Genomic DNA, 13,675 nt, shown 5'->3' with positions numbered 1-13,675 from the left:
CTCCTAGCCACTAACAATGCTGAGGATATTGCCATCGAGATCCCTGAACCATGCCACTTTCATACTGCCGCCAACGTGTACGTTGCCCTCGCGTTTCAGGCCGGGCATATCGTAGTGCTCGAATATGACACCTTGCGTTCTCAAGCGTTCTGCAATTTCTTCCAGTTCGCTGCCCACGTTCCACATGACATTGGTTGCCTTGTTTGTACCGGCAAACTGCGACCGATAGACGTTGATCGTGCTGGTCCCACTGCGGAAGACCAGCACTTCCTGTTCGGGGCTGTCGAGCTTCTCAAGGCCGAGAACTTCACCGTAAAATTTCGCCGCCGCATCCAGATTCTTTACTGCGATCATCGCAATAGCATCTTTGTCTGCCAGCATATTCGCCTCCCGGCTTGAACTCGATGCGTGGAGATTAGGCCCCTGGGCGCTAAGCGTCCGTTCGCTGTCGCACACCGGGGCTGGCCGGTTTGTCGCAACAGCTTGCGCTTGCCCAAAGTGCTTAAACAGGGGCCGCATAGACTTCCTGCATGGCTTCCCCCAGTGATACCGGCTACAAACAGCTGTTTTCGTTCCCGGAGTTGGCGCGCGAGCTGTTGTGCGTGGCTGTGCCGCAGGAATGGACGAGAGCGGTCCGCCCAGACGACTTTGTACGCCTGAATGCCAGCTATGTATCGCCGAATGGCACGCATCGTCATGATGACGTCGTGTGGTGTGTGCATCGATCTCGTCGTCCGAGCATCCATATGCTTATCGAATTCCAATCGATCCCGGACAAATGGATGGCGACACGCATGCAGGGTTATGCAGCGCTACTTTCCGATGACCTCATCAAGGCGCGCAGGGCGACCCACGGAAAGGAACCGCTGCTGCTCCCCATCGTTCTCTATAGTGGCCGCGAGGCATGGCCGTATAGCCGGTCCCTGGGGGCATTCCGGCCGCAGGCGCCACCTGGCCTGGAATCGCTGCAGCCGGAACTAAATTATGTGCTGGTCGATCGAAGCATCGGACAGGGTGTCATCAGAGCCTTGCTTGAACTTGATCGGGCCGATGACGAGGCCAGCGATATTCCAGCGCTGACTCGAACGTTGTCGGTGTGGCTGGAGCGCCAGCACAATGATTTGTTGTCGAGGACGCTCACTGCTTGGGTGCAAATGCGTCTTTCTGCCCAGTTCCCCGATGCGGACATGGCCCAGGCGCTAACTATGGAGAAAATCGCCATGATGTTCGAACATGATTTTCGCAACTACACAGAGGTACTCGAGTACCGAACCTTGCTCCGCGGTCGACGCGAGGGGTGGGAGGAAGGCCGGCAGGAAGGCCGGCAAGAAGGCTTGCAGGAAGGTTGGCATGAGGGACAGCAGGAAGGGGCGAAAAACGCCCTGTTGGCTGAGCGGCGCAATACTGTGAGATTACTGCTCGAGCATGCTGGAAAGCCACTATCCCAGGCCGGTGCCCAGGTTCTGGAGCAAGCGGCGCCCGAGCAACTGCTGGACTGGATTCACGTCCTCATTGACAGCGCGAGCGTGCCGCCGGAGTTGTTATCGCGGTAGCGGCCAGGATGCATCCGATGGCAAGCCAGGCGATTATTGTCAGGCAGCCATCGGCGATGCGGCGCTTCGCATTAGATGGCGGTCAAACAGGCGGTCGTGGAAGGGCAGGGCGATCACATTGATGATCGGTTCCAACACTGCCGCCAGGCCACCGAACGCGATTGATCCAGTGGCAGCGTATAAGGTGCCGAAGGCAATGAGCGCATGCATTGCGGTTTGCGAGATTTTCTCGGCTGCGATCAATGCCAGCCGGCGGTGAGCGAAGCGCTGGCGCAGCGCGTGCCAGGCGCGCTCATGGAATGGCAGCAGCACGACGTTGATCACCGGTTCCAGCACGGCAGCCAGGCCGCCGAATGCCACCGACCCTGTCAATACGTACATCAGGCCGAAGGCGATGCCCATGTGGGCGGTGACTTGGCTCATTTTCTTCGCTGCGATTGCCATGATCGAATTCCTTTCTAGTTGAGCCAAATGGTAATGATTCGCATCCAGGAGGTAAAATTGATTATCTCTACCGAATCGATAGCATTCCTGAAATGAAACTTGCCACCCTTAAAGACGGTACCCGCGACGGCCAATTGCTCGTCGTCTCCCGCGACCTGAAAACTGCCGTGGTCGCCGATGGAATCGCCCGCAGCCTGCAACGCGCCCTGGATGACTGGACGTTCATCTCGCCCCAGCTTGACGACCTGTACCGCCAGCTCAACGAGGGCAAGGCCCGCCGCAGCTTCGACTTCGAGCCGAAGAACTGCATGGCACCGCTGCCGCGCGCCTTCCAGTGGGCCGACGGTTCGGCCTACGTCAATCATGTCGAGCTGGTGCGCAAGGCACGCAATGCCGAGATGCCGGCCTCGTTCTGGGAAGATCCGCTGATGTACCAGGGTGCCAGTGACGATTTCATCGGTCCTTGCGACGACATCGAGTTGAAGCATGAAGAATGGGGCATCGACTTCGAGTCGGAAATCGCCGTGATTACCGACGATGTGCCGATGGGCGCCACGCCCGACCTGGCTTTCCAGCAGATTCGCCTGCTGGTGCTGGTCAACGACGTCTCGCTGCGCAACCTGATCCCCGAGGAGCTGGCCAAAGGCTTCGGCTTCTTCCAGTCCAAGCCGGCCAGCAGCTTCTCGCCGGTGGCGGTGACCCCGGACGAACTGGGCGAAGCCTGGAGCGACGCCAAGGTCCACCTGCCGCTGCGCTCGACCTGGAACGGCAAGCTGGTAGGCCAGCCGAATGCGGGCGTGGACATGGTGTTCAACTTCGCCCAGTTGATTTCGCACCTGGTGAAAACCCGCAATGCGCGCGCCGGCACCATCGTCGGTTCGGGCACCGTGTCCAACAAGGATGCTAAAAGGGGCTATTCCTGCATCGCCGAAAAGCGCTGCCTGGAAATGATCGCCGATGGCAAACCGACAACTTCCTTCATGTCCTTCGGCGACACCATCAAGATCGAAATGCTGGATGCCGACGGCAAGTCCATCTTCGGCGCCATCGACCAGCAGGTCTGGCAATTGGGCCGTGCGAAAGCCGTGCCAGAGGCGGCGCCAGCCGCCGACGGGGCCGAGTAAGGCAGGTTTTCCCCGCTTTTTCCATCGATAGCTCTTGCTCGGCCGCAGCGATAATGGCACGGTCGATAACAGGAGCGGTCAATGGCTGAAGACAGCGAAGCCGAGAAAACAGAACCCGCGTCACAGAGGCGCCTCGAGCAGGCGCGTGAAGAAGGGGACGTACCCAGGTCGCGCGAAGTCGCGACCTTTACCGTTCTCATGGCAGCGGGTGCCGGCCTGTGGATGACCGGCTCCGGCCTGGTGCGCGAATTGAGCCGCAGCCTCACTTCGGGGCTGTCGCTGACGCGTGAGCAAGTCTACAACCCAGATGTACTGGTGACCCGCATCCTGGTCGATGTGGTGCACGTGATGCTGGCCTGCCTGCCGATCGCCGTCGCCGTGATGGTGGTGGCCCTGGCCTCGCCGCTGCTGGTCGGCGGCTGGCTGTTTTCGGCCAAGGCCTTCACCCCCAATTTCATGAAGCTGAATCCCATCACGGGCATCGGCAACATGTTCTCCACCAACTCGCTGGTGGAGCTGGTCAAGGCCATCATCAAGTCCATCATCGTCGGCGTGGTGGCCTATATGGTCATTTCGCGCCAGCAGCAGGAGGCAATCGGCCTGATGCTCGAGCCGCTGCATACCGGCAGCACGCATGTCATGAATATGCTGGGCTTCAGCTTCATCGTGATCGTCGGCGCGCTGGGCTTCATCGCCCTGATCGATGCACCGTACCAGATGTGGCATTACGCGAACAAGCTGAAGATGACGCGCCAGGAGCTGATCCAGGAATCCAAGGAGTCGGACGGCAACCCGCAAATCAAGGGCAAGATCCGCCAGCTCCAGCGCGAAATGGCGAAGAAACGCATGATGCAGGAAGTGCCGACCGCCGACGTCGTGGTGACCAACCCGACCCACTATGCGGTGGCGCTGAAATACGCCGAAGGCGGGCAGGGTGCGCCGCGCGTGGTGGCCAAGGGCACCGACGAAGTGGCGGCCAAGATCCGCGAGCTGGCCAAAGAGCACCGGGTTGCCATCCTGGAAGCGCCGCCGCTGGCGCGTGCCCTGCACAAGCATACCGAAATCGGCGATGAAATCCCGCCGCGCCTGTACGCCGCCGTGGCTGAAGTGCTGGCGTATGTGTACCAGATCAAGGCCTATCGTCCAGGCCTGCGCTACCCGGATCGACCGACCAGGCTCGATGTGCCGGACGATATGGACCCACTGAACAAGAAATAAACGGAGTAGAGAATGAACGCCCTGAACATGCCGCCATGGATGAGAGGCATTGCCGGTAACGGGCAAGCCCTGGCTGCGCCGATCCTGATCATCATGCTACTGGCGATGATGATCCTGCCCTTGCCGGCGTTCGTGCTCGACCTGTTCTTCAGCTTCAATATCGCACTGTCGATCATCGTGCTGCTGACCAGCCTGTACACGGTCAAGCCGCTGGACTTCATGGCTTTTCCGACCGTGCTGCTGGTCTCGACCATGCTGCGCCTGTCGTTGAACGTGGCCTCGACCCGCGTCGTGCTGACCGAAGGCCACACCGGGCCGGATGCTGCCGGCAAGGTGATCGAGGCTTTCGGCCACTTCCTGATCGGCGGTAACTACACCGTCGGTATCGTGGTGTTCGTAATCCTGACCATCATCAACTTCGTGGTGGTGACCAAAGGTGCTGGCCGTATCGCTGAAGTGGGCGCCCGTTTCGCCCTGGACGCAATGCCCGGCAAGCAGATGGCGATTGACGCCGACCTGAATGCCGGCCTGATCGGCGAACCGGAAGCCAAGCGCCGCCGCAATGAAGTGTCGCAGGAGGCCGAGTTCTACGGCGCCATGGACGGTGCCTCGAAATACGTGCGCGGCGACGCGGTGGCAGGCATCCTGGTGACCGTGATCAACGTGGTGGGCGGCCTGCTGGTGGGCATGATCCAGCACGATATGGGATTTGCCGACGCGCTGAAAAATTATGTGCTGCTGGCGATCGGTGACGGCCTGGTGGCGCAGATTCCTTCGCTGGTGATTTCGATTGCAGCCGGTATCGTGGTGTCGCGGGTCGCCTCCGAGACCGACATCGGCACGCAGGTGATCAGCCAGTTGTTCGCCAAGCCGCAAGTGCTGTTCATCACTGGCGGCATCATCGGCGGTCTCGGCCTGATTCCCGGCATGCCTAACCTGGTGTTCATCCTGCTGGCGTCGGTCCTGATCGGCTCCGGCTACATGCTGCAGAAGCGCGCGAAGGAAAAGGCGGAAACGGTTGCCGCGCAGGAGGCCGGCGGCCCTGGCGGTGGTGGCGCTGCCGGCGCCGCGGGCGGTGGGCAGGCGGCCCCAGAGCAGGAAGAGGCGACCTGGCAGGACGTGATGGCGGTCGATACCCTCGGCCTGGAAGTGGGCTATCGGCTGATCCCGCTGGTCGACAAGACCCAGGGGGGCGAACTGCTGAAGCGTATCAAGGGCATTCGCAAGAAATTTGCGCAGGAAGTTGGCTTCCTTGCGCCGCCGGTGCACATCCGCGACAACCTGGAGTTGAAGCCTTCTGCCTACCGTATCACGCTGAAGGGCGTAGAGGTCGGTACCGGCGAGGCATTCAACGGCCAGTACCTGGCGATCAATCCGGGCATGGCAAGCGGCACGCTGCCGGGCATGGTCACTACCGATCCGGCTTTCGGCCTGCCGGCCATCTGGATCGACGCCTCGCTGCGCGACCAGGCTACCGGCATGGGTTATACCGTGGTCGATGCGGGCACCGTCGTGGCCACCCACCTGAATCACCTGATCACATCGCATGCTTCCGAATTGCTTGGTCGCGCAGAAGTGCAGTCCTTGCTGGATCACCTGGGCAAGGATTCGCCGAAGCTGGTGGAGGACCTGGTGCCGAAGATGCTGTCGCTGTCGGCGCTGCAGAAGGTGCTGCAGAACCTGTTGGCAGAGGGCGTGCATATCCGCGACATGCGCACCATTATCGAGACGCTGGCCGAGTTCACGCCGCATACCCAGGATCCGAATGAGCTGACTGCGCAGGTGCGTGTGGCCCTGGGCCGGGCGATCGTGCAGCAGTTGTTCCCGGCCGGCGGGGAGCTGTCGGTCATGACGCTTGACAATCGCCTCGAGCGCTTGCTGATGCAGGCCATGACGAGTGGTGCCGGCGATGCGGCGGGCATTGAGCCGGGGCTGGCCGATACGATTGCCCAGCAGGCTGCGGCGGCAACGCAGCAGCAGGAGGCGCTGGGCGTGACGCCGGTGCTGCTGGTGCCGGGCGCACTGCGTCCGCTGCTGTCCAAGTTCCTGCGCCGCGCACTGCCGCAGCTGAAAGTGCTGTCGCATTCGGAGATTCCGGAGACGAAGACGATTCGGGTGACTTCGCTGGTGGGTGCGCAGTAAACCGGTAAACCAGGGTCTGACCCGCAGGGTCAGACCCTGTCTGCGGCGCGGCCAACGGGGTTGGTTGTGCGCCGTTGATCTTCGTCAAAAGTCAAAAGCTTCGAACCCACACCTGTCGGCCGTCGAACAGACAGGGTCTGACCCTGCGGGTCAGACCCAGGTTTACCGGGTTTTGAATTAAGCCGCATTTCCCAAGCTATTCCACCGATTGTTACCTCCACGCATCGTCAATAATCTGACCATGTGCGAATCTGTCGGAGTAGCAGGAAATGAACGTTAAAAAATTTACCGCCCCAACATCTCGTGAAGCGCTGCGCAAAGTGCGCGAAGCGCTCGGCCCGGATGCGGTGATCCTGTCCAACCGCGCCGTCGACGGCGCGGTGGAAATCCTGGCCCTGGCCGGCGACGATGCCGCCGCGCTGGCCCCGCACTCCCCGGATTCCCCGATGGCCGCACCGGCGCCGCAACTGGACCTGGCGCCGGCCCTGGTCTCCCAGCCGGCAGCGCCAGTGGTGCGCGCCACCGCACGCCCGGCGCCGGCCGCCCCGCGTGCAGCGGCCCGCCCGATCGCACCGGTAGCGGCCGCACCAGCCGTGGACATGGACCGCATTTCCTCCCTGGTCGCCGAAGCCGTCGCCAGCGCCAAAGCCAGCGCCGCCGCCGAGATGACCAGCATGATGAGCGAGCTGCGCGCCATGCGCGGCATGATGGAAACCCAGCTCAACGAACTGGCCTTCGCCAACACCCAGCAACGCGAACCGCACAAAACCGTGGTGCTGCGCGAACTGCTGGCAGCCGGCTTCTCCGCCAGCCTGGCGCGCTACCTGACCGACAAGCTGCCGGCCACCCGCGACAGCGCCGAAGCGCTGCAATGGATGCGCACTGTCCTCGCGCGCAACATCAATGCCGTGAACAACGAAGACGCGCTGCTGGAAAAGGGCGGCGTGTTCGCCCTGGTCGGCCCGACCGGCGTCGGCAAGACCACCACCACCGCCAAGCTGGCTGCGCGCTGCGTGATGCGCCACGGCCCGGAAAAGCTGGCCCTGATCACCACCGACGCCTATCGTATCGGCGCCCACGAACAACTGCGCATCTACGGCAAGATCCTGGGCGTGATGGTGCACTCGGTGAAGGACGAAGCGGACCTGCGCATCGCCCTGAACGAGCTGCGCAACAAGCACACCGTACTGATTGATACCGTTGGTGTCAGCCAGCGTGACCAGATGGTGGCCGAACAGGTCGCCATGCTGCAGGGCGTCGGCACCGACGTGCAGCGCATCCTGTGCATGAACGCTACTTCGACCCAGGAAACCTTGTCCGAAGTCGTGCGCGCCTACCAGGGCAGCGGCCTGGCCGGTGCCATCATCACCAAGCTCGACGAAGCTGCCTCGATCGGCTCCGCCCTGGACGTGGTGATTCGCCACAAGCTGCGCCTGTTCTACATGTCCAACGGCCAGCGCGTGCCGGAAGACCTGCACCTGGCCGACTCGGCAGCGCTGGTAGGGCGCGCTTTCGGTGGCCAGTCCGCCCCGAAATACGGCGATGCCGAACTGCCGCTGCTGGTAGCCGGTGCCGCCCATGACCCAATGCTGCGCGAGGTACGCTTTGGCTAATTTTGACTTCGACCAGGCCGAAGGCCTGCGCCGGATGCTGGCCGGGCCCCGGCCACGCATCATCACCTTCCTGTCGGCCACGCCGCAGGACGACAAGGGCGCCATGCTGGTTAACCTGGGCGCCTCGCTGTCGCAGGCCGGCAACGACGTGCTGCTGGTCGATGCCTGCGCCAGTGCCCACGGGGTGGTGTCCCGCCTTGGGCTGGACCACGGTGCCAGCCTGCTCGACGTGGCGCGCCAGCGCTGCGGCTTGAACCAGGTGTTGCATGCTGCACCGCAAGGCTTCAATGTGGTGTCGATGACGCGCGGCGAAGCGCGCCGCGGCCCGGACGAAGGGCGCCGCCTGGCCAAGGCCTTCGGCGTGCTGGCCAGCCAGGCCGGCATCGTGCTGGTGGACGGCGAGTTCGACGGCGAAGCCTTCCCGGTACCCTTGATGGCCAGTTCCGAGATCGTGGTACAGGTGTCGAATAGCGCCACTTCGATCAAGAATGCTTATATGATGATCAAGCGGCTCAACCATGAACTGGGCCGCCGGCCGTTCGGCATCCTGGTCACCGGCGCTTCGGAGGCCGAAGCAAGGGTGGTTTACGATAATATGGCACATGCGGCAAGCCGTTACCTGGCAGTCAACCTTGTTTCCATGGGTTCTGTGCCGGCTGACGAATACCTGCAGCGTGCAGCCCGCCTGGGTCGTGCGGTGGTGGACGCCTTCCCATTGGCCGGGGCTTCAGTGGCCTTCCGCCAGCTGGCAGGGCGTTTTGCGATGGGGAGCTGCAACCATTTTAGAGCCTGAAAAGAATTAGAACCTTTATGTACACGGTCAAAGGGAAGGTGGACAAGGATTCCTTGCTGACGACGCACATGCCGTTGGTCAAGCGCCTGGCCCACCATATGAAGGCAAAATTGCCGCCCAGTGTGGAAGTGGATGACCTGGTACAGGCCGGCATGATCGGCTTGCTTGACGCTATTAATCGATATGAAGAAACCCACGGCGCCCAGTTCGAGACCTACGCGGTGATGCGTATCCGTGGCGCCATGCTCGATGAATTGCGCTCTTCCGACTGGATGCCGCGCTCGATGCGGCAGGACATGCGGAAGATTGAAAACGCCATGGCCACGCTGCAGCAGCGCCTGGGCCGCCCGCCGACCGAGTCGGAAGTGGCGAAATCGCTCAAATTGTCGCTGGCCGATTACCAGGAAATGCTGTCCGAAGGCGGCGGCCACCAACTGGTGTACTACGAAGATTTTCACGAGGAAGACGGCAACGACAGCTTCCTCGACCGCTATGCCCATGATGAAGATGCCGATCCGCTGCGCGCGCTGCTCGACACCGACTTCCGCCAGGCTGTGATCGATGCGATTGAAGCGCTACCCCCACGTGAGAAAATGCTGATGGGCCTTTACTACGAGGAAGAGCTGAACCTGAAGGAGATCGGCGCGGTGATGGGCGTGTCCGAGTCCCGGGTATCGCAATTGCACACACAAGCCGTGGCGCGCCTGCGTGCCTCGCTCAGGGAGCAGGCATGGACTGGTCCAGCGTAGCCGGCGTCTTGCTGGCGCTGGCCGGCATCATCGTCGGCCAGGGGCTGGAAGGCGGCAAGGTGACTTCCTTGCTGCAGCCGGCTGCCTTCGCGATTGTTGTGATTGGCACGTTCGGCGCCGTCATGCTGCAAACCACCCGGCCAACCCTGCGCCGCGGGCTGACCATGCTGCGCTGGGTGTTCAAGCCTCCACCAGACAATCGCGCCCAGTTGGCGCGCGACATCAACAACTGGAGCATGCTGGCCCGCCGCGACGGGCTGCTGGCGCTGGAGCGCCCCATGCTCGGCGCCAAGGACAAGTTTGTCGCCAAGGGCTTGCGCATGATCGTCGACGGCATCAACCCCGACAAGATGCGCCAGTTGCTGGACATGGAAATCACCGCTTTCGAAACGGCCGAACGCCAGGCGGTGCGCATCTGGGAATCGGCGGCCGGCTACTCGCCGACCATCGGCATCCTGGGCGCTGTGCTGGGCCTGATCCATGTGATGGAAAACCTGACCGACCCGAGCAGGCTCGGTTCCGGCATTGCCGTGGCCTTCGTGTCGACCATTTACGGCGTCGGCCTGGCCAACCTGTTCTTTTACCCGATTGCCAACAAGCTGAAGACCATCGTCACGCGCCAGGTCTACCTGCAGGAGCTGACGGCGTCGGTGTTCTACGATATCGCCACCGGCGATTTCACGCGCGTCATCGATGAACGGATCGCGACCCTGATGCGGGAGCCGTGACATGCAATACCGCCGCGCACGCCGCAAGTTCGACGACGATCCTGAGAACCATGAGCGCTGGCTGATTTCCTACGCCGACTTCATCACGCTGCTGTTTGCCTTCTTTGTCGTGATGTACGCGGTCTCCTCGATCAATACCGGCAAGTACAAGGTGTTTTCCGATGCGCTGGGCGATGCGTTTGGCGGCGCCGGCGCTGCGCCGCCGACCAATACCGAAGTCCAGAGTCTGCCGATTCCGAATCCGGCTTCGCGCAAGCGCAATGAGGCGATCAAGAAGGAGAAGGAGCAGATGACGCGCCTGGCCAAGGACCTGGCCAGCACCCTGGCGCCCCTCGTCAAGGAGGGCAAGGTGCGGGTGACCCAGAATAGCCGCGGGGTGAGCGTGGAAATCAATGCTTCGGTGCTGTTCAGGGCTGGCGATGCGAGCCTGACCGAGGAATCGCGCGAGGCGCTGACGGCTGTGGCGACGCTGCTCAAGGACGACCCGCATAATGTGCAGGTAGAGGGGCATACCGATAATGTCCCGATCAGGAATGCGATCTTTCCGTCGAACTGGGAGTTGTCTGCGGTGCGGGCGGGCAGCGTGGTCAGGCTGTTTATCGAGTCGGGGATTGCTGCTTCACGCATGACGGCGGTGGGGCATGCGGACAACCAGCCGGTGGCGTCGAATGACAACCCGGAATCGCGGGCGCGCAATCGGCGGGTGGCGGTGACGATCCTGTCCGGGATTCCGGATCCTGCTACTGAAATTCCAAGCCCTTAAACCCTTAAACCGGTAAACCGGGGTCAGACCCATAGGGTCAGACCCTAGTACGCGGCGGTCGCTGGCTGGGGTCCGACCCTGCGGGTCGTACCCCGGTTTGCCGGTTTTACGCGCGCAGCCGCTCCGGATGCGGCACCTGCTGCCGCAGCTTTTGCCTGCGCCGCCAGTGCCACGCAGTCCCGATCGCCGCCACCAGCAACACCAGCGCCGCCATCGGCCAGGCCGACGTCTGCAAATTCTTCCTGGCTTGCTCGTCCATCAACTCCTCAGGAAACGGCCTTGGCTCCGTCGGCACCACCTGCCATTTGCTGCGATCCTCCGGCGCACGCGCCATGAATTCATCGATCGAATACGCCGGCGCCGAACCAAACGCCCGGCTGGAAGGCACCTGCGGAATCCGCACCAGCATCACAGCCTCCACATCCGACTGCAACTGCTGTTCGAAGCCGCTCAACTGGCGTCCAGCCTGCCCGCCCAGCACGTTCAGCAAATCCTTGCCCAGCGCATCGAATGCCACCGCCGGGTGCAAGCGGGTCTGCTCCTCGGTGAAATAGCTGTAGGCCTTCTTGCCGCTGGCAATGCTCATCTCCTTCGCCGCCATATACGCAAAGGCGCCAACGGCTTTCAGGCGATTGGTCGGCCCTTGCAGCGGCCATTGCCAGCCCAGCTTGCGCAGCACGTCGACATTGATCCCCGTGCAGTTGGCAGCCGCATGCTGGTAGCTGAAATGATGGGCATAGAAATCGCGGAACACCTGGTTCACGTTGGCCTGGTAAGCCTGCGCCGTGCGCGGATCCTTCAGCACGGCCACCAGCATGTACGACGGCCGGTAGTACTGCTGGCCGCTGTTCAGGTCCATCAGGTAGTTATCCATCGGCAGTGCCGACGCCACGATGCCTTTTTCGCTGTACGAATCCAGGCCGTAGAAGTTATTCACCAGCCAGTCGGACCACTCGCCTTGCGGCCCCAGCCGGCCGGTGGCGATGGCGAAATGGCCGCCGTAAGCTTCGTCGTCGTCGCCCTGGGCGCCGCTCAGCATCATGGCCAGCACCGGCTTGCCGGACAGCTCGGCCGGCGTGGCGCCGGGGCGCTGCCACACCTTGCGCACCGTGTACTCGCCGCGCGCGCCGCCCTCGGCATGCCGTACGAAGCCCTGCAGGTCGTCGGCGCCGGACAGCGGCTGCACCGGCAGCTTGCCGGCATCGATCACATAGTCGCGCGGCCAGATCGTGCGCGCCACGAACTGCTGCCCGGCCTCATCCCATTGGCCGCGCACGCGCACCTCGCGCTGACGGAAGAAGGCTTCCGAGCTCGCGTTGAAATAGGAGCGGTTGGTGGCGATCTTTGGCGCGAGGCGGAAGTTGAGCGTGGTCCCATCGGCCGTATGCAGCGCTTTGCCGTCAAAGCGCGCCTGCGGCACCAGTTGCGGCGAACCGAGCCAGACCAGGCCCGGCGCATCCTTGGCACTGGCGGGCGGCAGGGCGATCAGCTCGTCCTGGAAATACCACAAGGCCTGTTTCTGGCCGCAGTCCTTGCAGCGGCCATTGGCCAGTTGATAATTGTCGGCAGGCTGCAAGCCGAACTGTTCCCCGCCAAGGGCGGAGTGAACGGAGGCAGCATCAGCTTGGGCGGTCGTGGCCGCCAGAATAATTCCTGAGAGAAATGTACGCATGCGCCCATTATGCAGAAGGTTGCATAAAAAGTCACACATTTCGAAAGTTCCGGCACCGTGCCGGTTGCGCAAAGGCCTAGCCGGCGATGAAGCCGCGGCGCGTCGTGCCGGTGGTCGTCATGCCGCTCGGGCCGTAGACCGTGGTCTGCTGCGGGCGCAAGGCCTGCAGCGCGCCCTGGGTGTGGCCCAGGTGCTTGTTGATCAGTACGCCGTTCAGGCGGTTCAGTTCCTTTGCCGCCCGAGTCTGGTCCAGCAACTGCTGCCACAGGATATTGGCGGCATCGTCATGCTGGGCTTCCAGCCAGGACTCCATGCCCAGTTCCATCGCTGGATAACCGGCGTCGGCCAGGGCGCGGTGGCGCGCGGTGGCCAGGGTGGCCATTTCATTGACCAGGGCCGACTTGTGCGGGGTCAGCGAGGTCAGGTGGTCGATGTCGGCCGCTACCAGGTCTTGCTGTTCCTGTTTCAGGACTTCCAGCAATTCCGTGATCTTGCTTAACTCAGCCTGCAGGCTGTGTTTGGGGGAGACTGCGGCCATCATGCTTCCTTAGCGTTGCTTACGCGCGTGCAGCAGGTCGCGGACCGTGTCCAGCAAACCGTCTGCCACTTTTTCCGAATTGACCTGGAACTGGCCGTCAGCAATTGCCATCTTGATGCGTTCGACTTTCTTGGTGTCGAACACGGCATTGCTGGCTGCTGCGCCACTGGCCGCCATTGCCTGTCCTTGCGGGGACAGGCGCACATTGTCGGTACTTGCCTGTGGTGCGGTGGAAGTCGCTGCGGCAGTCCTGTCCGCGCTGCGCGCGTTGCCGGACGTCGCGGGCGAACTCGGCAAGCCCGGCGTGTTCTTCAATGTATCGTTGATCTTCACAGCAT

At 62.4% G+C, this 13,675-nt stretch carries 14 protein-coding genes; 9 read left to right on the top strand and 5 right to left on the bottom strand.

Features of this window, described 5'->3' with window-relative positions; translation table 11 throughout:
* Positions 1-3 precede the first annotated feature (3 nt).
* Complete coding sequence (locus ACN9M3_RS25160) at positions 4-381, bottom strand: VOC family protein (RefSeq protein WP_426163829.1); 378 nt, start codon at positions 379-381, stop codon at positions 4-6.
* A 149-nt stretch (positions 382-530) separates the two neighbouring features.
* Between ACN9M3_RS25160 and ACN9M3_RS25155 the strand changes: the two genes are divergently transcribed.
* Positions 531-1,553 (top strand): Rpn family recombination-promoting nuclease/putative transposase, encoded by a 1,023-nt coding sequence (locus ACN9M3_RS25155; protein WP_426318981.1) that lies wholly within the window; start codon positions 531-533, stop codon positions 1,551-1,553.
* A 39-nt stretch (positions 1,554-1,592) separates the two neighbouring features.
* On the opposite strand, the gene ACN9M3_RS25150 is transcribed toward ACN9M3_RS25155, so the two are convergent.
* Positions 1,593-1,997: a DUF2061 domain-containing protein gene (locus ACN9M3_RS25150; protein ID WP_426318980.1), complete on the bottom strand. Its 405-nt coding sequence runs from the start codon at positions 1,995-1,997 to the stop codon at positions 1,593-1,595.
* Between the two features lie 92 nt (positions 1,998-2,089).
* Here ACN9M3_RS25150 and ACN9M3_RS25145 point away from each other — a divergent pair, with 92 nt between their 5' ends.
* The 8 genes from ACN9M3_RS25145 (at position 2,090) to motD (ending at position 11,127) form a co-directional block, all read left to right on the top strand.
* Positions 2,090-3,121, top strand: coding sequence for a fumarylacetoacetate hydrolase family protein (locus ACN9M3_RS25145; protein WP_426318979.1), 1,032 nt, complete (start codon positions 2,090-2,092; stop codon positions 3,119-3,121).
* Positions 3,122-3,202: 81 nt separating this feature from the next.
* On the top strand, positions 3,203-4,339 hold the full coding sequence (gene flhB / locus ACN9M3_RS25140) for a flagellar biosynthesis protein FlhB (protein WP_426163820.1): 1,137 nt from the start codon (positions 3,203-3,205) through the stop codon (positions 4,337-4,339).
* Positions 4,340-4,351: 12 nt separating this feature from the next.
* Positions 4,352-6,481, top strand: coding sequence for a flagellar biosynthesis protein FlhA (gene flhA, locus ACN9M3_RS25135; protein WP_426318978.1), 2,130 nt, complete (start codon positions 4,352-4,354; stop codon positions 6,479-6,481).
* A gap of 269 nt (positions 6,482-6,750) precedes the next feature.
* Complete coding sequence (flhF, locus tag ACN9M3_RS25130; RefSeq protein WP_426318977.1) at positions 6,751-8,094, top strand: flagellar biosynthesis protein FlhF; 1,344 nt, start codon at positions 6,751-6,753, stop codon at positions 8,092-8,094.
* Positions 8,087-8,887 (top strand): MinD/ParA family ATP-binding protein, encoded by an 801-nt coding sequence (locus tag ACN9M3_RS25125; RefSeq protein WP_426163814.1) that lies wholly within the window; start codon positions 8,087-8,089, stop codon positions 8,885-8,887. Before flhF ends, ACN9M3_RS25125 begins: the two co-directional genes overlap by 8 nt.
* Before the next feature lie 17 nt (positions 8,888-8,904).
* Positions 8,905-9,636 (top strand): RNA polymerase sigma factor FliA, encoded by a 732-nt coding sequence (locus ACN9M3_RS25120; RefSeq protein ID WP_057260429.1) that lies wholly within the window; start codon positions 8,905-8,907, stop codon positions 9,634-9,636.
* The gene (locus ACN9M3_RS25115) at positions 9,618-10,364 is read left to right on the top strand and encodes a flagellar motor protein (protein ID WP_426163811.1); all 747 of its coding nucleotides are present in this window, start codon (positions 9,618-9,620) and stop codon (positions 10,362-10,364) included. The genes ACN9M3_RS25120 and ACN9M3_RS25115 overlap by 19 nt, the downstream gene beginning before the upstream one ends.
* Before the next feature lies 1 nt (position 10,365).
* A complete protein-coding gene (gene motD / locus ACN9M3_RS25110) occupies positions 10,366-11,127 on the top strand; it encodes a flagellar motor protein MotD (protein ID WP_426163808.1) in 762 nt (253 codons plus the stop codon).
* A gap of 106 nt (positions 11,128-11,233) precedes the next feature.
* Here the strand turns inward: motD and ACN9M3_RS25105 are convergent, their stop codons facing one another.
* The 3 genes from ACN9M3_RS25105 to flgM form a co-directional block, all read right to left on the bottom strand.
* Positions 11,234-12,799 carry a hypothetical protein gene (locus ACN9M3_RS25105; RefSeq protein WP_426318976.1) on the bottom strand — a complete coding sequence of 522 codons (1,566 nt, stop codon included), beginning with the start codon at positions 12,797-12,799 and terminating at the stop codon, positions 11,234-11,236.
* Between the two features lie 76 nt (positions 12,800-12,875).
* Complete coding sequence (locus ACN9M3_RS25100; protein WP_426163804.1) at positions 12,876-13,340, bottom strand: flagella synthesis protein FlgN; 465 nt, start codon at positions 13,338-13,340, stop codon at positions 12,876-12,878.
* Between the two features lie 6 nt (positions 13,341-13,346).
* On the bottom strand, positions 13,347-13,670 hold the full coding sequence (gene flgM / locus ACN9M3_RS25095; RefSeq protein WP_426163802.1) for a flagellar biosynthesis anti-sigma factor FlgM: 324 nt from the start codon (positions 13,668-13,670) through the stop codon (positions 13,347-13,349).
* Positions 13,671-13,675: the final 5 nt, after the last annotated feature.

This window comes from Pseudoduganella sp. R-43, from assembly GCF_049913255.1.
Lineage (GTDB): Bacteria > Pseudomonadota > Gammaproteobacteria > Burkholderiales > Burkholderiaceae_D > Rugamonas.
The sequence above is the reverse complement of the archived record's forward strand: the minus strand, read 5'-3'. Positions and strand labels throughout refer to the sequence as shown.

Coding starts and splice junctions, on each gene's coding strand:
- motD (WP_426163808.1), top strand. CDS start 10,366: ATGCAATACCGCCGCGCACGCCGCAAGTTCGACGACGATCCTGAGAAC.
- ACN9M3_RS25105 (WP_426318976.1), bottom strand. CDS start 12,799: ATGCGTACATTTCTCTCAGGAATTATTCTGGCGGCCACGACCGCCCAA.
- flhB (WP_426163820.1), top strand. CDS start 3,203: ATGGCTGAAGACAGCGAAGCCGAGAAAACAGAACCCGCGTCACAGAGG.
- flhA (WP_426318978.1), top strand. CDS start 4,352: ATGAACGCCCTGAACATGCCGCCATGGATGAGAGGCATTGCCGGTAAC.
- flhF (WP_426318977.1), top strand. CDS start 6,751: ATGAACGTTAAAAAATTTACCGCCCCAACATCTCGTGAAGCGCTGCGC.
- ACN9M3_RS25115 (WP_426163811.1), top strand. CDS start 9,618: ATGGACTGGTCCAGCGTAGCCGGCGTCTTGCTGGCGCTGGCCGGCATC.
- ACN9M3_RS25155 (WP_426318981.1), top strand. CDS start 531: ATGGCTTCCCCCAGTGATACCGGCTACAAACAGCTGTTTTCGTTCCCG.
- ACN9M3_RS25100 (WP_426163804.1), bottom strand. CDS start 13,340: ATGATGGCCGCAGTCTCCCCCAAACACAGCCTGCAGGCTGAGTTAAGC.
- ACN9M3_RS25150 (WP_426318980.1), bottom strand. CDS start 1,997: ATGGCAATCGCAGCGAAGAAAATGAGCCAAGTCACCGCCCACATGGGC.
- ACN9M3_RS25120 (WP_057260429.1), top strand. CDS start 8,905: ATGTACACGGTCAAAGGGAAGGTGGACAAGGATTCCTTGCTGACGACG.
- ACN9M3_RS25145 (WP_426318979.1), top strand. CDS start 2,090: ATGAAACTTGCCACCCTTAAAGACGGTACCCGCGACGGCCAATTGCTC.
- ACN9M3_RS25160 (WP_426163829.1), bottom strand. CDS start 381: ATGCTGGCAGACAAAGATGCTATTGCGATGATCGCAGTAAAGAATCTG.